This is a genomic window from Burkholderia sp. S171 (assembly GCF_009766085.1).
GTDB lineage: Bacteria > Pseudomonadota > Gammaproteobacteria > Burkholderiales > Burkholderiaceae > Caballeronia.
On the sequence record NZ_LMUF01000030.1, the window covers coordinates 25488 to 43140 of the forward strand.

Annotated in this window: 17 protein-coding genes; 12 read left to right on the forward strand and 5 right to left on the reverse strand. The window is 58.4% G+C overall.

The window, feature by feature from the left end:
* Positions 1-324 precede the first annotated feature (324 nt).
* Both GSQ93_RS14000 and GSQ93_RS14005 read right to left on the reverse strand, forming a co-directional pair.
* Complete coding sequence (locus GSQ93_RS14000) at positions 325-522, reverse strand: hypothetical protein (protein WP_097261289.1); 198 nt, start codon at positions 520-522, stop codon at positions 325-327.
* A gap of 353 nt (positions 523-875) precedes the next feature.
* Entirely contained in the window at positions 876-1454 is a 579-nt protein-coding gene (locus GSQ93_RS14005) for a pseudouridine synthase (RefSeq protein ID WP_158936825.1), read from the reverse strand.
* A gap of 434 nt (positions 1455-1888) precedes the next feature.
* On the opposite strand from GSQ93_RS14005, the gene icd reads away from it, so the two are divergent.
* Genes icd through GSQ93_RS14020 form a run of 3 tightly spaced genes read left to right on the forward strand, consistent with a single transcriptional unit; the run spans position 1889 to position 4482 of the window.
* Positions 1889-3142 carry an NADP-dependent isocitrate dehydrogenase gene (icd, locus tag GSQ93_RS14010; protein WP_158936291.1) on the forward strand — a complete coding sequence of 418 codons (1254 nt, stop codon included), beginning with the start codon at positions 1889-1891 and terminating at the stop codon, positions 3140-3142.
* A 33-nt stretch (positions 3143-3175) separates the two neighbouring features.
* Positions 3176-3871: a hypothetical protein gene (locus GSQ93_RS14015; protein WP_158936292.1), complete on the forward strand. Its 696-nt coding sequence runs from the start codon at positions 3176-3178 to the stop codon at positions 3869-3871.
* A gap of 20 nt (positions 3872-3891) precedes the next feature.
* Positions 3892-4482, forward strand: coding sequence for an ImmA/IrrE family metallo-endopeptidase (locus tag GSQ93_RS14020; RefSeq protein WP_158936293.1), 591 nt, complete (start codon positions 3892-3894; stop codon positions 4480-4482).
* Positions 4483-4582: 100 nt separating this feature from the next.
* On the opposite strand, the gene GSQ93_RS14025 is transcribed toward GSQ93_RS14020, so the two are convergent.
* Positions 4583-4792: a cold-shock protein gene (locus tag GSQ93_RS14025; protein WP_031359827.1), complete on the reverse strand. Its 210-nt coding sequence runs from the start codon at positions 4790-4792 to the stop codon at positions 4583-4585.
* 648 nt (positions 4793-5440) lie between these two features.
* On the opposite strand from GSQ93_RS14025, the gene clpS reads away from it, so the two are divergent.
* The 9 genes from clpS to GSQ93_RS14070 all read left to right on the forward strand — a co-directional run bounded on the left by clpS (position 5441) and on the right by GSQ93_RS14070 (position 16169).
* Positions 5441-5755 (forward strand): ATP-dependent Clp protease adapter ClpS, encoded by a 315-nt coding sequence (gene clpS, locus GSQ93_RS14030; RefSeq protein ID WP_031359828.1) that lies wholly within the window; start codon positions 5441-5443, stop codon positions 5753-5755.
* Complete coding sequence (gene clpA / locus GSQ93_RS14035; RefSeq protein ID WP_089163433.1) at positions 5752-8052, forward strand: ATP-dependent Clp protease ATP-binding subunit ClpA; 2301 nt, start codon at positions 5752-5754, stop codon at positions 8050-8052. The genes clpS and clpA overlap by 4 nt, the downstream gene beginning before the upstream one ends.
* A 141-nt stretch (positions 8053-8193) precedes the next feature.
* Positions 8194-9564: an amino acid permease gene (locus tag GSQ93_RS14040; RefSeq protein WP_158936294.1), complete on the forward strand. Its 1371-nt coding sequence runs from the start codon at positions 8194-8196 to the stop codon at positions 9562-9564.
* A gap of 95 nt (positions 9565-9659) precedes the next feature.
* On the forward strand, positions 9660-10466 hold the full coding sequence (locus tag GSQ93_RS14045; RefSeq protein WP_158936295.1) for a DeoR/GlpR family DNA-binding transcription regulator: 807 nt from the start codon (positions 9660-9662) through the stop codon (positions 10464-10466).
* Between the two features lie 27 nt (positions 10467-10493).
* On the forward strand, positions 10494-11390 hold the full coding sequence (locus GSQ93_RS14050) for a substrate-binding domain-containing protein (RefSeq protein ID WP_158936296.1): 897 nt from the start codon (positions 10494-10496) through the stop codon (positions 11388-11390).
* The gene (locus GSQ93_RS14055; RefSeq protein WP_158936297.1) at positions 11387-12922 is read left to right on the forward strand and encodes a sugar ABC transporter ATP-binding protein; all 1536 of its coding nucleotides are present in this window, start codon (positions 11387-11389) and stop codon (positions 12920-12922) included. The genes GSQ93_RS14050 and GSQ93_RS14055 overlap by 4 nt, the downstream gene beginning before the upstream one ends.
* Complete coding sequence (locus GSQ93_RS14060; RefSeq protein ID WP_158936298.1) at positions 12919-13911, forward strand: ABC transporter permease; 993 nt, start codon at positions 12919-12921, stop codon at positions 13909-13911. Before GSQ93_RS14055 ends, GSQ93_RS14060 begins: the two co-directional genes overlap by 4 nt.
* The gene (locus tag GSQ93_RS14065; RefSeq protein ID WP_158936299.1) at positions 13904-14881 is read left to right on the forward strand and encodes a sugar kinase; all 978 of its coding nucleotides are present in this window, start codon (positions 13904-13906) and stop codon (positions 14879-14881) included. Before GSQ93_RS14060 ends, GSQ93_RS14065 begins: the two co-directional genes overlap by 8 nt.
* Positions 14882-14885: 4 nt before the next feature.
* Positions 14886-16169 carry a D-tagatose-bisphosphate aldolase, class II, non-catalytic subunit gene (locus tag GSQ93_RS14070; RefSeq protein WP_158936300.1) on the forward strand — a complete coding sequence of 428 codons (1284 nt, stop codon included), beginning with the start codon at positions 14886-14888 and terminating at the stop codon, positions 16167-16169.
* A 21-nt stretch (positions 16170-16190) separates the two neighbouring features.
* On the opposite strand, the gene dut is transcribed toward GSQ93_RS14070, so the two are convergent.
* Positions 16191-16637 carry a dUTP diphosphatase gene (gene dut, locus GSQ93_RS14075; RefSeq protein ID WP_158936301.1) on the reverse strand — a complete coding sequence of 149 codons (447 nt, stop codon included), beginning with the start codon at positions 16635-16637 and terminating at the stop codon, positions 16191-16193.
* Positions 16634-17647, reverse strand: a complete 1014-nt coding sequence (locus GSQ93_RS14080; protein WP_158936302.1) for an LLM class flavin-dependent oxidoreductase — start codon at positions 17645-17647, stop codon at positions 16634-16636. Before GSQ93_RS14080 ends, dut begins: the two co-directional genes overlap by 4 nt.
* Positions 17648-17653: the final 6 nt, after the last annotated feature.

Sequence of the window (17653 nt, forward strand, 5' to 3'; positions counted from 1 at the left end):
CGCACTAGACGCCCAAGGTCAAACGATGAAACCGAACGGGGCGAGAGCCATGAAAGACGCACGGCGAAACTCCTGGTGAGATGAAGCCGGTTAGCTAAAGAATCAACGAAGACTGGCGCATGTTACTTGAGCGCGCGCACGCCGACAAAAAGTGGCGGTGCGTAGTGTGCGCATACGACAACCCGCACAACCCGCGTAGATGACCCAACCGATCCGAAGACCCAAAGAAAAAGGCAGAAACCTTTGCAGGTGTCTGCCTTTCAATGCCGCTTTCACGGCAGTACTGCTTGGTGTAGCGTCGCGTTACCGCGATCTAATACCAACTTACTCCGACGCGGCCGAAGCAGCTGCAGCCGAAGCTGCCTTCTTGTGCGTAGCCTTCTTGTGCGTCGTCGACTTCTTGTGCGACGCCTTGTGAGCGGTCGAAGCAGCTGCAGGAGCCGATGCTTCCGGAGCCGAAGCTTGTGCAAATGCAGCCGTTGCGAACAGGCCAGCGACGAGAGCAGCGATCAGTTTGTTCATGTTGTGAATCCTCAGCTTTAGTTTGATTTAACCTTGTGACCCGGTCGATGGAGTCATGTCGGTAAACGAGCCATCCACCTTTTGGTTGACAGGAGATCCGAACAAAACTTCGATCTCGCTGCGAGCGCTTGAACCTTACATAAAGCCTTCGTGCGCTGGCTATGTGTTGCGGTCCTTCGCTAATGCCGGATGGCGGTTTTAAGGCATCTGCAGCGAATAACGCCGCATGAAGGAAGTCCGTTGACGTCTATTTTCGGAATCGTGCAAGTGGTAATTATTTGGAAGCCGAAATGAATTTGTAATGTCGAGGCTTCAGCGTGGGCTTTAGTGCGGGCTTAAGTGAAACGTAACGCTTAAACAATACCGTTCCATGGCGCGCGCGGCGGTAGTTCGATCGATGCGCCCGGTGCCAGTCCGAGACTGAATATATCCAGCGCACCGATACCCACACGCACCAGCCGCAATGTTGGATATCCGACCGCTGCGGTCATTCGACGCACCTGCCGGTTACGTCCCTCGCTGATCGACAGTTCGATCCAGGTGGTTGGAATGGCGGCGCGGTATCGGATGGGCGGGTTACGCGGCCATAGTTGGTCTACCCATTCCACAGGCTCAACCCGCTTCACATCGCACGGCCGCGTCACGAATTCCCCCAGGTCCACGCCCGCCGCCAGACGTTCGAGAGCCTGTGCGTCGGGCGCGCCGTCCACTTGTGCCCAATACCGCTTGACCAGCTTGTGACGCGGTTCGGTAATACGCGCCTGGAGCGCGCCATCGTCGGTGAGGAGCAGCAGGCCTTCGCTGTCTGTGTCCAGGCGGCCCGCCGGATAAACGCCGGGCGTCTTCACCCATTCAGCCAGCGAAGGGTGCTTCTCGTGCGCCGAAAATTGACAGATCGTGCCGAACGGTTTGTTAAGAGCAAGCAGCGGCATGAAAAAATAGATGAAGAAACGCGATGAGAAAACGCGATTAGGAAACGAGGCGGCGCTCAAGCGCAGCGCGGGAATCCGGCTATGGCGGATGGCGCGATATTAATGCATAATCCGAAACATTAGGTCTCAAGTCTTATATAAGACATAAGACTTGAGTCGAGCAACGGCCGGTCACCCCATGACTGCGGCAACACCATCAACGGACGGTCCTTGAACCATGTCCACGTGCACCGTTTTGCTGCAATGCGGCGAAACGGGTGTCGGGCAGGCCCTCTGCACGGTGGGCTAGAATAGCCTTCCGGTCGCCTCGGGCGCCGCGCCGGCATTGGCAGCGGCGGCCCGGTCACCGTTCGCTCATCCGATTTTTCGCCGAATTTCCGAACGCATTCTGCGCATTTCTGTTTTAGCTAGCCCAGCCATCTTTGGAGTCGACCATGCCGTATCAGCACATCAAGGTTCCGACGGGCGGTGACAAGATCACCGTTAATGCGGATTACTCGCTCAACGTTTCCGATCAGCCGATCATCCCTTTTATCGAAGGCGATGGTACGGGTGTGGACATCACGCCGGTGATGATCAAGGTCGTGGACGCAGCGGTCGAAAAAGCCTACGCAGGCAAGAAGAAGATCCACTGGATGGAAATTTTCGCCGGCGAGAAGGCCACCAAGGTCTACGGCCCCGACGTGTGGCTGCCGGATGAAACGCTGGACGTGCTGAAGGAATATGTCGTCTCTATCAAAGGACCGCTTACCACGCCGGTCGGCGGCGGCATCCGTTCGCTGAACGTCGCGCTGCGCCAGCAACTCGACCTATACGTCTGCCTGCGGCCGGTGCAGTATTTCAAGGGCGTGCCGTCGCCTGTGCGCGAGCCGGAAAAGGTCAACATGATCATCTTCCGCGAGAACTCGGAAGACATCTACGCCGGCATCGAATGGCCAGCCGAGTCGGAAGAGGCGAAGAAGGTCATCAAGTTCCTGCGCGAAGAAATGGGCGTGACGAAGATCCGCTTCCCGGAAACGTCGGGTATCGGTGTCAAGCCGGTGTCGCGTGAAGGCACGGAGCGCCTGGTTCGCAAGGCAATTCAGTACGCCATCGACCACAATCGCAACACCGTCACGCTCGTGCATAAGGGCAACATCATGAAATACACGGAAGGTGCATTCCGTGATTTCGGCTATGCGCTGGCGCAGAAGGAGTTCGGTGCGGAACTCATCGACGGTGGTCCGTGGATGAAGATCAAGAGCCCGAAGGGCGGTGACATTGTGCTAAAGGACGTTATTGCAGATGCGTTCCTCCAGCAGATCCTGCTGCGCCCGGCTGAGTACGACGTGATCGCCACGCTGAACCTGAACGGCGATTATGTGTCGGACGCGCTGGCGGCTCAGGTTGGCGGTATTGGCATTGCCCCGGGTGCGAACATGTCGGATTCGGTGGCCATGTTCGAAGCCACGCACGGCACCGCGCCGAAGTACGCGGGCAAAGACTACGTGAACCCGGGTTCGGAAATTCTGTCGGCGGAAATGATGCTGCGCCACCTCGGCTGGACCGAAGCGGCGGACATCATCATCAAGTCGATGGAAGCGTCGATTCTGAAAAAGCGCGTGACGTATGACTTCGCACGGTTGATGGAAGGCGCGACGCAGGTTTCATGCTCGGGTTTCGGACAGGTGCTGATCGAGAATATGTAAGTACGGTCAAGCTTCAAGGAAAGCCCCGACGCGATGAGCTCGCCCGGGGCTTTTTTTATGGGCAGTGCGAACGCGATCGGGTCACTCCGCGCAGATCTGTCAAAACTTGTCGCAAGTGACCGCATCACTGCAGCGCGGTGCTACTCTCGATTCGCTGGACAACATATGTGTTTTTATACAGTTCACCTTACGTTGGACACGGCTATGCCTTACCAAAATTCGCACCTGACTGCGTTGTTCGCTCGCTGGCTCGCGAAAGAAACGCGCGGTTTGCTTGGCGGCCTTGCTGGCGGCGTGGTCGGAGGTGTTGTGGCGTTCACGCTGATAAACCATTTCAGTTCACCAAGCCTGGCGAGCGGCGCTGACGCAATTTCCATTGCGAATACATACATCGTCTATTCAACACTCATGATCGCGGCGGTTGCCGTGTTCCTGACCATGGCGGGTTTGATTTTCACGCAGCATTTCGCCATGGAGAAAGAACGCCACGTCGCGGACGCCTTCGCGGCGTTGGTGCGTGAAATGGCGCGTACTAACGGGTGCGCTGTCGCAGTCGTTAAAGAAGTCATGAAGAACGCCGAAGTGGTCCAACATTTCGACGATCAGGTAAAGGAAAAACTCAGGGAAGTGATGCGTGCGCAACTGGACAACGCGGACCAGCGTAAGGCGCGCGCGCGCAGCGAACATGATGCGTTATCTCGCATCGCCAGCGATTTGGAAAGTGCCTAGACCGTTTGGAAGGGGCGATTATGACAATGGTTTCCGCAATACCTGTCCTGCGAACCACAGCAGCACTGGCGGCATTTTTGATGGCCGAGCGCCGTTACGACATGGTGGAGTCCGCACCACCCGTCGACGTCGACGAAATCGCGAGGTTGCTCCAGATCCAGGTGACCGAGCATGCGGATCCCGGCGCTGCGAACACGATCGGCAAGATAACGCTAAGTCAACAAGGGCCGGCAGAGGTCTGGATCAATCCGGTGGAAAATGCCTATGGTCCAAGGCGTCGATTCACTCTGGCTCACGAAATAGCGCACTTTTGCATGCACAGATCCAGCGATCGCCATGAATTTATCGACGACAAAAGCACTATGAATCGCAGCGAATCCTATTGGAACAGTTACGAATCCGAGGCAAATCGGTTTGCTGCCGAGTTGTTGATGCCGCAACAGCTCATTGAATCGTTGGGGCGGCGCGTAATCGATGCCTACAAGGCGGAGCACAATACCGAAAAAATGCCGCTGACGCGCTTTATCGATGTAATGGCGGCCAAATTTCGTGTTTCCCATCCGGCCATGGAGTTCCGGTTGAGGAGTGTCGGAATTGGCAAACACAAATAGGTAAAGGGCCAGGGCGCGTCCCGGTTTTTTCCATTCACGATTCAAAAATAAAAAAACCCGGCGCAATGCCGGGTTTCGAGGGCAGCGCGCTATCGAACGGTCAGGCGGCAGATTCCTGGATGTTCGATGCCTGTTTGCCCTTGGGTCCCTGGACGATCTCAAAGCTGACCTTCTGGCCTTCCTTGAGTGTCTTGAAACCATTCATCTGTATCGCCGAGAAATGAGCAAACAGATCCTCGCCGCCTTCATCGGGCGTGATGAATCCGTAGCCTTTCGCGTCGTTGAACCATTTGACGGTACCAGTTGACATCACTTCCCCTCTCACTCTCGTCGCTACCACGAGCACGCTCGAAAAGCTTGGCAACCCACAATGTGGACCGCCCCCTCCTCACAAGCTCACCGCGGCCTTTCTTCACCTGAAACGCTTCGGAAAAAAGTGCCAATTTGATTGTTTAATCTCTTAAATCGAGTGTCAAGAAAATTTTGAGATGGTCGTAAAGACGTTGTAAAGACCGCATTTCAAGGGTTTTTCCCGCTTTGCGCGTATCCCGCCGCACAAGCACGCCATCTTGAAAAGTCGCATAATCGACGCACATGAGGAGTACCGGCAGTAGGCGGCTGGTGCTAGCCGCCGCAGCGGGTTGCAGGAGTAGGTGGTACGAGTGAGTCGAATAGCAGGGTTGCTTAAGGGTTGATTCAGGGATGGTTAAGTCACGCAGCGGGGAATGGCCCAATGCGGCTCCCCAGACAGGCCGCGTCCGAGTCGACAATTCGTTTTTTTGAGAGCTGTGCGATACTGGATTCAACGATGTTTCAAGAGGGCTGGTCTGTGTCACAAGGCTGGCAGAATTCAGCAAGCGACAGGTTGCGCGAAGTGTGCGGCGACACCGTTCGGTTTTCATGGCGAATGGAGTTTTGGCGAGATGGCGAGCCTGTCCGAGTTGTTTAGAATGGGCGTATGGCGATCAATCCCAACAAGCAGGATGGCACCGTACTGGAGCGGCAGGAACAAAAGCTGAAACAGCCGTCCATGTACAAAGTGGTGCTGCTGAATGACGACTTCACGCCGATGGAATTTGTCGTGTTCGTCGTGCAGGAACATTTCAATAAGGATCGTGAGACTGCGACGCAAATCATGCTGAAGGTTCATCGCGAAGGCAGGGGAGTTTGTGGGGTCTATACGCGGGACATCGCGTCGACCAAAGTTGAGCAAGTCGTTAGCCACGCGAGGCAAGCGGGTCATCCGCTGCAGTGTGTGATGGAGGAAGCATGATTGCCCAGGAACTGGAAGTCAGTCTGCACATGGCGTTTATGGAAGCACGTCAGGCGCGGCACGAGTTCATTACGGTCGAGCATCTTTTACTGGCCTTGTTGGACAACCCGACCGCGGCTGAAGTGTTGCGCGCATGCGCAGCAAATATTGAAGATTTGCGTCAAAACCTGCGCAATTTCATTCACGACAACACCCCGACCGTGCCCGGCACGGACGATGTCGACACGCAACCGACGCTTGGTTTTCAGCGCGTGATTCAGCGCGCGATCATGCACGTGCAATCGACATCAAACGGCAAGAAGGAAGTGACCGGCGCGAACGTGCTTGTCGCTATCTTCGGTGAAAAGGATTCACATGCCGTCTACTACCTGCAACAGCAGGGAGTGACGCGCCTCGATGTCGTCAATTTCATCTCGCATGGCATCGCGAAGACGAATACGGGCGACGCCGCGAAGGCCAGCAGCGACGCGAATCCCGAAGCGGAAGACGCGGCTGCGCAAAAGGAAACCCCGCTTGCGCAGTTCACGCAGAACCTGAACCAGCTCGCAAAAGACGGCAAGATCGATCCGCTGATCGGCCGTGAACTGGAAGTCGAGCGTGTCGTGCAGGTGCTGTGCCGTCGCAGAAAGAACAATCCGCTGCTGGTCGGTGAGGCCGGCGTGGGTAAGACCGCCATCGCCGAAGGGCTTGCGTGGCGCATCACGCGCGGCGAAGTGCCGGATATTCTGGCGGACGCCCAGGTGTATTCGCTCGATATGGGCGCATTGCTGGCCGGTACTAAATACCGGGGTGATTTCGAGCAACGCCTCAAGACGGTGCTGAAAGAGTTGAAGGAACGCCCGCACGCGGTGCTGTTCATCGACGAAATTCACACGCTGATTGGCGCGGGCGCGGCGTCAGGCGGCACGCTGGATGCATCGAATCTGCTGAAGCCGGCGTTGTCGTCCGGTCAGTTGAAGTGCATCGGCGCGACGACGTTCACGGAATATCGCGGGATCTTCGAAAAAGACGCCGCGTTGTCGCGTCGTTTCCAGAAGGTCGACGTCGCCGAGCCGACGGTCGAGCAGACTATCGCCATTCTGCGTGGTCTCAAGTCGCGTTTCGAAGAGCATCACGGCGTGAAGTATTCGTCGGGTGCGCTGTCCGCGGCGGCTGAATTGTCGGCACGCTTTATTACCGACCGTCATCTGCCGGACAAGGCTATCGACGTAATCGATGAAGCGGGCGCAGCGCAACGCATCCTGCCGAAGTCGAAGCAGAAGAAGACTATCGGCAAGAACGAGATCGAAGAGATCATCTCGAAGATCGCGCGCGTCCCACCGCAAAGCGTGTCGCAGGACGATCGCAGCAAGTTGCAGACGCTGGATCGCGACCTGAAGAGCGTGGTGTTTGGTCAGGACCAGTCTATTGACGCACTCGCCGCCGCCATCAAGATGGCGCGAGCGGGTCTCGGCAAGACGGACAAGCCAATTGGCGCGTTCCTGTTCTCAGGCCCGACGGGCGTCGGCAAGACGGAAGTGGCGAAGCAACTGGCGTTCACGCTGGGTATCGAATTGCTGCGCTTCGACATGTCCGAGTATATGGAACGTCACGCGGTCAGCCGGTTGATTGGCGCGCCGCCGGGATATGTCGGGTTCGACCAAGGCGGTTTGCTGACTGAAGCCGTCACAAAGAAGCCGCATTGCGTGCTGTTGCTCGATGAAATCGAAAAAGCGCATCCGGATATCTACAACGTGCTGCTGCAGGTGATGGACCACGGCACGCTGACCGACAACAACGGTCGCAAAGCGGATTTCCGCAACGTCATCATTATCATGACGACGAATGCGGGTGCCGAAGCGATGCAGAAGTCGGCGATTGGCTTCACGAACCGTCGGGAAACCGGCGACGAAATGGCCGATATCAAGCGGATGTTCACGCCTGAGTTCCGCAATCGTCTGGACCAGATCATCAGCTTCCGCTCGCTGGATGAAGAAATCATCATGCGTGTGGTCGACAAGTTCCTGATGCAACTGGAAGATCAGTTGCATGAGAAGAAGGTCGATGCGGTCTTTACCGACGGCTTGCGCGCGCATCTGGCGAAGCACGGTTTCGACCCGCTGATGGGCGCACGTCCCATGCAGCGCCTGATCCAGGACACGATTCGTCGTGCGCTGGCGGACGAGTTGCTGTTCGGCAAGCTGATGTCGGGCGGTCGCGTGACGGTTGACGTGGACGAGAACGACAAGGTCGCGCTCACGTTCGACGAAAGTCCGGTGCCGCGCAATCCGAATCCGGAAGCGGTCGAGGTCGAGTGACGTAGCAGTAGCGATGACTGAAGTCAGATGACACGCGCTTGAGGTGTGTCATCATCAGCGAGGCGGCGCGGGGAAGTTTCCCGCGCCGCCTCGCTTTTTTGCGTCCGCGTTCGTTGCGGATAATGACTTCAAGAGGTTGATTTGAGCTTTGAACGTGGGTCGTTCGAGACTATCGTCGAACGGGAAAAGGGGCTGCACCGGAGTTTGACCGCCGGACAGATGTCGATGATCGCTATTGGCGGGGCGATTGGAACGGGGCTTTTCTTAGGCAGTGGTTTTGCGATTGGTTTCGCTGGGCCGAGTGTGCTGGTGAGCTATGCGATCGGCGCGCTGATCGCCTTGTTACTGATGGGCGCGCTGGCCGAGATGACCGTTGCGCATCCGACCTCCGGATCATTTGGCGCGTACGCGGAGTTTTATATCGGGCCGCTCGCGGGATATCTGGTCCGCTACGCGTACTGGTCGGCCGTTGTATTTGCGGTCGGCACCGAGGTCAGCGCGGTCGCCGTGTTCATGAAGTACTGGTTCGCGAACGTGCCGGGCTGGTATTGGATCGTTGGTTTTTCAGCCGCGCTGATTGGCGTGAACGCGGCGAGCGTCAAGGTGTACGGCGTGATCGAATACGCGTTTTCGATGCTGAAAATCGTGGCGATTGTCGGGTTCATCCTGCTCGGCGCAGTGTTCGTGTATGGCGCGCCGGTGTCGTCAGGCGTCGGGCTGAACAACTTCACGGCGCACGGCGGGTTCTTTCCGCATGGCGTGAAGGGCATGTGGTTCGCGGTCATTGTTTCCATCTTCAGCTACCTGAACATCGAGACGATCGCGGTCGCGGCCGGCGAAGCGCGCGATCCGCAACGCGCCGTGGCCCAGGCTTTTCGCTCGACCGTGTTCCGGCTCGTGCTCTTCTATTTGCTCACGTTGGCGTTGATGCTCGCGATCGTCCCGTGGACGCAGGCCAGCACTGACGAGAGCCCGTTCGTCAAAGTGATGGCCGCCACGCACGTCCCGTTCGCTGCGGGCGTGATCAACTTCGTGGTGCTCATTGCGGCGCTTTCCGCGATGAACAGCCAGCTCTACATCACCACACGCATGATGTTCAGCCTGTCGCGGGCGGGTTACGCGCCGGCGCGATTCGGGCGTTTGAGTGCGAACGGCGTGCCCACCGCCGCGCTGTCCTTGTCGACCAGCGGCATTGCGCTCGCGACCGTCCTCACCGCGTTCTGGCCGGCGATGGCGTTCGGCTTGATGATGTCGCTGGCAATCTTTGGCGCGATGTTCGCCTGGCTGATGATCTTCGTCACGCACCTCTTTTTCCGCGTCCGGTATGACGGGCCTGCACTGTCTTTCCGGATGGTGCTGCACCCATTCGGAAGCTTGTTGGGCGCTGGTTTGATGGCCGCGATCATGATCACCACGGCTTTCACGAACGAGTTCCGGATGACGCTCGTCTATGGGTTCGCGTTCATGGTCGTGCTCGTCGCGACCTACCTGCTTTGGTATAGAAAGCGATAAGAAGCGCGGGTAAACACCGAACAGAAACTCCTTTGCATGACTTTCGTTTCGAAACTAAAATCTTTCGAAACGAAAGTGCAAAGGTGGTGCTGCCTGTGTTGGCTAACAAGAATTCGCTTCATCGGCGTCTGCGTATCGTCGAACTTGTCCGCAAGCGCGGGGAAGTATCGGTCGATGAACTCGCTACGGCGTTCGACGTCTCCAGCGTCACGATCCGCTCGGACCTGAACTATCTGGAGCAGCAGCGCTATCTGATCCGGGCGTTTGGCAAGGCGCGGTACGTCGCGCAACGGCCCGGCGAGAACTTGCTCGCTGCGGTGCCTGCGAGCGCGACGCGGCAGGCGGCAGACATGGCGATTGCGCGAATGGCCGCGGATTTCATCGATGACCACGCGTCGGCGTTCATTGGCGCGGGACTGATCACCCACAAACTGCTGCCGCTGCTTGCCGATCGCGCAAACCTCGCGCTGACGCTTAACGACATCGCCATGGTGCCGACTGTTCAGCGCTTCATGCGCTGCGAATTGCGCCTCACCGGCGGTTCGCTGGACGACGATTCCACGGTGCTGCTTGGGCCGGACGCCGAGCGATCGCTCTCTGCGCTGTCGCTGGATCTGGTGGTGCTGGAGGCAAGTGGCATTGATCGAGAGGGCAATTTGCTTTGCGCCGATCCGCGTCTGGCAGGTGTGTACAAAGCCGCGTTAAAAAACGCCAAACGCATCGTGGTCGTGGCTTATCAACCGACGTTACAAGGCGAGGGTGAGGCCTTCTGCCACGTCAGCCACTTGGGCGGACTCGTGCTGGATGACGCGATCGACCCGCCGACACTCGACCTGATTCTCAAAGCCGGACTGGATGTGCATCGGCGAGAAGAGGGAATCCTTGAATTTCGTAGTCAGTAAACCTAAACAATAACTGGAGACAATCGCATGTTTCGTCGTCGTTCATTTTTTGCTGTTCTCGTTACCGCGTTTGCTGCAACCGCAACTGCCGCTCACGCCGCCGATATCAAGATTGGCGCGTCGCTGCTCACGCAACAACACCCGTTCTACGTCGAACTCGCCAACGCAATGAAGGCGGAAGCCGCGAAGGATCACGCGCAGATCGATATTGCGATTGCGAATCAGGACTTGAGCAAACAGATCGCCGACGTCCAGGATTTCGTGACGAAGAAGGTCGATGTGATCGTGATTTCACCGGTCGATTCCAAGGGCGTGAAAGCCGCCGTCCTGACGGCGCAGCGCGCAGGAATTCCGGTGATTACCGTCGATATCAGCGCGCAAGGCGTGGAAGTCGCGTCGCACATTGCCACCGATAACTACGCGGGCGGCCTGCAAGCCGGCGCGTTGATGTGCAAGGTGCTGGGCGGCAAGGGCAAGGTCGGTGTGATCGATTATCCGACGATTCAATCGGTGATCGACCGTGTGACGGGTTTCAAGAAGGCACTGGAAGCATGTCCCGATGTGAAGATCGTCGCGGTGCAACCAGGCATCACGCGCGCCGATGCATTGAGCGCCGCGCAGAACATGCTGCAGGCGAATCCTGATCTCGCGGGCATCTTCGGTTTCGGCGACGACGCTGCCATGGCCGCAGCGGTGGCAGGCAAGTCGGCGGGCAATCACGTGAAAGTGATCGGCTTCGACGGCATGCCGGAAGCACGTGCAGCGGTGGACAAGAATCCGAACTTCGTCGGCGTGATCCGCCAGTACCCGGACAAGATGGGCGCGCTCGCCGTGGACACCGCGGTCAAGGTCGCAGAAAAGCAGGCGGTGCCGAAGCTGCAACCGGTGACGCCGGGTCAGTACCTGAATGCGTCGGTGAAATGAATACGGTTTTAAAACCGCGCGCTACGGTGCCGCTGCTTGAGTTGCGCGGTATCGCGAAATCGTTCGGTCCGGTGGAGGCGATTAAGGACGTCTCGCTCTCGATCCTGCCGGGCCGCGTGCATACGCTGCTCGGCGAGAACGGCGCGGGCAAGTCCACGCTGATGAAGATTCTCGCGGGCGTTCATGCGCCTACGCGTGGCGAGATTTTCCTGAACGGCTCGTTGGCCACGTTTGCAAATCCCGGTGAGTCGCAGAAGGCGGGCATCGCGATCATCTATCAGGAACTCAGTCTCGCGAAGAACCTGAGCGTGGCCGAAAACATGTTCGCGGGGCACGAGCCGCGACGGTTTGGTGTCGTCGATTTCAAGCGCTTGTATGCGCAAGCCCAGGCGCTGCTGGATGACTTGGGTATCGATATTGACGCTACTGCTGCTGTCTCGCGACTCTCCATGGCGCAGCGGCAGCTCGTTGAAATTGCCAAGGCGCTGAGCCGCGATGCATCGCTCGTGATCATGGACGAACCGACGTCCTCGCTGAGCGATCGTGAAGCGGAGATTCTTTTTCATATCGTCACGAAGCTGACGGCGAAGGGCGCGGCGGTCGTGTATATCTCGCATCGGATGGACGAGATCATGCGCATCTCCGACGACATTTCGGTCATGCGCGACGGCCGTTATATCGCGACATTGCAGAAGGACCAGACGACTATCGGTTCATTGATCGCGATGATGGTAGGCCGTGAAATGAGCGACGTGTATCCGCGTCGCGAGGCGCCGTACGTTCGTCCTTCGCTGCCCTTGCTGAAGGTCAGCAACCTCACGCTGCCTGGTCAATTCGAAGACATCAGTTTCCAGATTCACGCGGGCGAGATCCTCGGTTTCTTCGGACTGATCGGCGCGGGACGCTCCGAGGTGATGAAGGCGCTATTCGGCATCGGACGGCCAAGCGGCGAGATCACGATGAGCGGCAAGCGCCTGAAGCTGCGCAATCCGGCGCATGCCATTCGTGAAGGCATTGCGTTCGTCACGGAAGACCGCAAGCACGAAGGCCTCGTGCTGATGCATTCGATTGCCAACAACGTGACGATGGCGAGTTTCGAAGAACACGGTTCGCGCTTCGGCATCCTGAACCGCCGCTTCGAACGCGATGAAACCGCGAACGCAATGACGCGCATGAACATCCGTGCATCGGGGCCGTTTCAGGCGGTTGGAAACCTGAGCGGCGGCAATCAGCAGAAGGTCGTGTTCTCGAAATGGCTGGCGTTGAAACCCAAGGTCCTGATCCTCGATGAACCCACACGCGGCGTCGACGTCGGCGCGAAGTTCGAGATTTATCGCGTGATCCGTGAACTGGCTTCGACCGGGACCGCGATCATTCTTGTCTCATCGGAATTGCCGGAAGCGCTCGCCATGAGCGATCGCCTTGTCGTGATGCGCGAGAAGCGCGTCGTCCATGAATTTGACGCGAGCGGTGGATTGTCCATCACACAGGAAGAAGTGATGTCGTACGCAACAGGAGCCACAAAAGCATGAACCCGACTCAACTCAGCGGCGCCGCATCCACGCGCCGCTCGCACGCAAGCGGTGCGCTGCAACGCGCGGTCCGGCATTACGGCGGGATTGTCGTAGGGCTGATCGTGCTGTGCGGGTTTTTCTGGGCGTTGTCGCCCAACTTCATGTCGGTGAACAACCTCGTGAACGTGGTGATGCAGGTTTCGATCATCGCGATACTGGGTTTCGGCATGACGTACGTCCTTCTGCTCGGCGATATCGACCTGTCGGTCGGCGCGACGATGGCGCTGGTCGGCACCGTCTGTGCATTTGCGTTGGAGCACGGCGCGTCGCCGCTCATGGCTGTGCTCGCCGCCATGGTCACGGGGCTCGTCCTGGGCGCCGTGAACGGCTCGCTGTCCGCGTTGCTCACAATCCCCTCGTTTATTGTCACGGTCGCCACCATGGGCGTTTTTCGGGGTTTGGCCTACCTGACGTCGAACGGCGTGCCCATTTCCATCGACGACGACCGCTTCGCTTTCCTCGGCAACGGCCTCGTGCTGGGCATTCCGCTGCCGATCTGGATTCTCGCGGTCCTGCTGTTGTTGAATCACTTCGTGCTCTCGCGTACCGTATTCGGACGCAAGGCGTATCTCGCGGGCGGAAATCGCGAAGCGGCGCTGTATTCGGGTATCGATGTAAACAGGCTGCGAATCATGATTTTCATGATCTCGGGCTTGCTCGCAAGTATTGGCGGCGTGCTGATGACGTCGCGGCTTTACTCCGCGCAGCCGAATGCGGGCATTGGCTATGAACTCGATGCCATCGCCGCCGCCGTGCTCGGCGGAACGAGTCTCTCGGGCGGTTACGGAACGATCACCGGGACGCTGATCGGCGCGCTGATTATCGGCGTCATCAACAACGGGATGAACCTGCTCAGCGTTCCGTATTTCTATCAACTCATCGTGAAAGGCATCGTGATTCTGGTCGCGGTGTGTATCGATGTTCAAACGAAGAAACGTCATGCCTAACTCAAACGGTGTTCCCTCCAAGAAGCCCGGCACTATTGTCGCGATGGGCGAGATCCTGGTCGAAATCATGGCCACGCGCGTGGGCCAAAGCTTTCGTGAACCGGGCACGCTCATTGGCCCGTTCGCGAGCGGCGCGCCGGCCATCTTCATCGATCAGGTCGCGAAGCTCGGTAGCCCGTGCGCGATGATCGGCTGCGTGGGCGACGACGATTTCGGCGTGCTCAACGTCGAGCGCTTGCGCGGCGATGGCGTGGATGTTTCCGGTATCGCGGTGCTGAAAGACGCAACCACGGGCAGCGCGTTCGTGACGTATCGCGAGGACGGCGATCGCGATTTCATCTACAACATTACGAACAGCGCGTCGGCGCAGTTGTCGGTGGCAAATTTGCGTGATGACTTGCTGGCGAAGTGCGGCAATTTTCACGTGATGGGGTCGTCGCTATTTTCGTTCAGGATCATCGAGGCGATGAAGCAGGCGATTGAAACGGTGAAGACGAACGGCGGCACGGTGAGTTTCGACCCGAACATCCGCAAGGAAATGCTGCGGATTCCGGAGATGCGCGACGCGCTCGACTTTATCCTCGACTACACCGATGTCTTCCTCCCGAGCGGTCACGAAGTGACTTTGCTCGCGAGTGCGACGTCCGAGCGCGGTGCGATCGATGAACTGCTCAAGCGCGGCGTGAAAGAAGTGATCGTGAAGCGTGGCGCTGAGGGTTGCAGTTACTTCGATGCCAACGGCGAGACGCATCGACCTGCATTCAAGGTTCAGGAACTCGATCCGACTGGCGCCGGGGATTGCTTCGGCGCGACATATATCAGTTGCCGCGCGCAAGGCATGGACGTGGACGCCGCGTTGAAATACGCGTGCGCAAGCGGCGCGCGCGCGGTTGGCGTAAAGGGTCCAATGGAAGGCACCGCGACGTTCGCCGAATTGGACGCGTTTTTAGCAACCGCAACCACGGAGTGATGTCATGAACTCGATCGTCTCGCGTTTAAGCAATGCGCATCCGGCGTCGGCGTGGCTTGCCGGTATCTATTCGATCTGCTCCGCGCATCCGTGGGTGCTGGAAGCGGCCATGCGGCAGGCGCTGGAAGATGAGACGCCGTTGCTGATCGAATCGACATCGAATCAGGTCGATCAATACGGCGGTTATACGGGCATGACGCCGGCGGATTTTGTGGGCTTCGTTCGGGGGATTGCCGAGCGCGTTGGCTTCCCGCATGAACACCTGATTCTCGGGGGGGATCATCTTGGGCCAAACGCCTGGCGCCATCTTCCCGCCGAAGAAGCGATGCAACGGGCCGATGCGTTGATCGACGCGTATGCATCGGCGGGCTTCACGAAGATTCACCTCGATACCAGCATGTCGTGTGCTGATGATCCTGAGCGGTTATCGGATGCGGTGGTTGCTGCAAGGGCTGCGCGTTTGTGCGCGGTAGCGGAGGCCGCGGTGAAACGCGCTGGGCTGGGCGTGAGTCCCGTGTACGTGATCGGCACCGAAGTACCGGTGCCGGGCGGCGCAGCGGAAGAGCTGGATATCGTGGAGCCGACCTCGCGTGAAGCGGCGATCGAAACGGCTTTGGTCCACAGACAAGCGTGGCAAGAACACGGCGTGCAAGACACATGGCCGCGCGTGATTGCTCTCGTTGTGCAGCCCGGCGTGGAGTTTGATCACACGAAGGTGATCGACTATGTGCCGGCACGTGCCGAGTCGTTAAAGAGTGCGCTCGATGATCTGCACGGCATGGTCTTCGAGGCGCATTCCACGGATTACCAAACGTCTGAAGCGCTGACAGCTTTAGTCCGCGATGGCTTCCGTATTCTCAAGGTCGGTCCAGGCGTGACGTTCGCATTGCGCGAGGCGTTGTACGCTTTGGCGGATATCGAAACGCAGTTGGTCGACGAGAACAAGCGCTCAAATCTACGCGCTGTGGTCGAACGCGTGATGCTGAACAAACCAGGTCACTGGGAAAAGTATTATCACGGCGATGCTGAGCAGCAACGCGTGTTACGCACCTATAGCTATAGCGACCGCGTGCGTTATTACTGGGCGGATTCGGAAATTAACGAGGCCGCGCAAACGCTGCTCGACAACCTGAATGATCTGAAAATTCCGGAGAATTTGCTCAGCCAGTTCTTGCCCGAGCAGTATTGGTCGGTGCGCCGCGGACAGCTGAAAAACGAGCCGCTCGCGTTAGTGCAAGATCGCGTGCGGCAGGTTATTCGGACGTACGCGGCGGCTTGCCGCGCTTAACTTATAGGGCAAGCCGAAAGCTCAGTGCTTGCCCGTGCTGCCGAAACCACCGGCGCCGCGCTCGCTCTGGGTGAAGTCATCGACAATATTGAACGTTGCCTGCACCACCGGCACGATCACCAACTGCGCGAGGCGTTCAAACGGGTTCAGCGTGAACGCCGTCGCGCCGCGATTCCACGTCGAGATCATCAGTTGACCTTGGTAATCCGAGTCGATCAGCCCGACCAGATTCCCCAGCACAACGCCATGCTTATGGCCCAGCCCCGAACGCGGAAGAATCACCGCCGCATATCCCGGATCTTCGATATGAATCGCCAAGCCCGTGGGCACCAGCACCGTCTGGCCGGGTTCGAGCGTAATGGCTTCGTCAAGGCACGCACGCAGGTCGAGTCCGGCGCTGCCGGGCGTGGCGTAGGCGGGCAGATAGTCGCGCATGCGCGCATCGAGGATCTTGATGTCGAGTTTCATGGGGTCTGTTTGTTGAGTTCGAATGCTTCAGCCAGCAATTCATACGAGCGCATGCGCGCCGGGTAACTTCCTGCAACGGTCAACACGATCAGTTCGTCGGCGTCGAAACGTTGTTGGAGTTCATGCAGTTGTTCGGTCACGCGTTCCGGCGTGCCAATGATGCTGCGATTCTTTTCCCGCGCAATTACGCTGAGTTCGCGTTCGCCGTACGCTTGCCCCGCGCCCTGAGCAATCGATGGGATCGGCATGTTCAGCCCGTACGCCATCTGTACGCGGCGTAAGTCGACCGCGCGTTCCAGTGCGGCGGCTTCCGACTCGGTATCGGCGCAAATCACGAACACAGCCGCCGCGAGATAAGGCTTCGAGCCATTACGCGGTACAAACCGCTCGCGATACGCCTCCGCCACCCGATGCCCATACTGCGCGTTAATAAAATGCGCGAACGCGAAACGAATGCCGAGCTGCGCGGCGAGCAGGCCGCCGAAATCGCTGGAACCTAGCATCCACAACTCGGGACGGGTTGCGATTTCCGGCTGCAACAACACGCCATGCGCGAGGTGATCCTCGGGCAGCGTGCCGTCGAACAGGCCAACGAGTTCGCCCACTTGCTGGGGGAAAATATCGCCGCGATTGTAGTCGCCAGCAGCCACCGCTTGCGCGGTGCGCATGTCGCCGCCGGGTGCACGTCCAACACCTAGGTCCACGCGATTCGGGAACAGCGCTTCGAGCATCAGGAATTGCTCTGCCACCTTGAACGAGCTGTAGTAGGGCAGCATGACGCCGCCCGAGCCGATCCGGATTTGCTGCGTGATGCTGCCGATTCGCGCGAGCAAAACCTCAGGGCATGGATTCGATACCCCGTGCAAACCGTGATGCTCGGCGCACCAGTAGCGCGTATAGCCGAGGTCATCGGCGAGGCGCGCGAGATCGAGCGTGGCCGCGATCGCGTCGGCGGTGCTATGGCCGTGAATGACCGGCGTTTGATCGAGTACGGAAAGTTTCGTCGTCATGGTCTC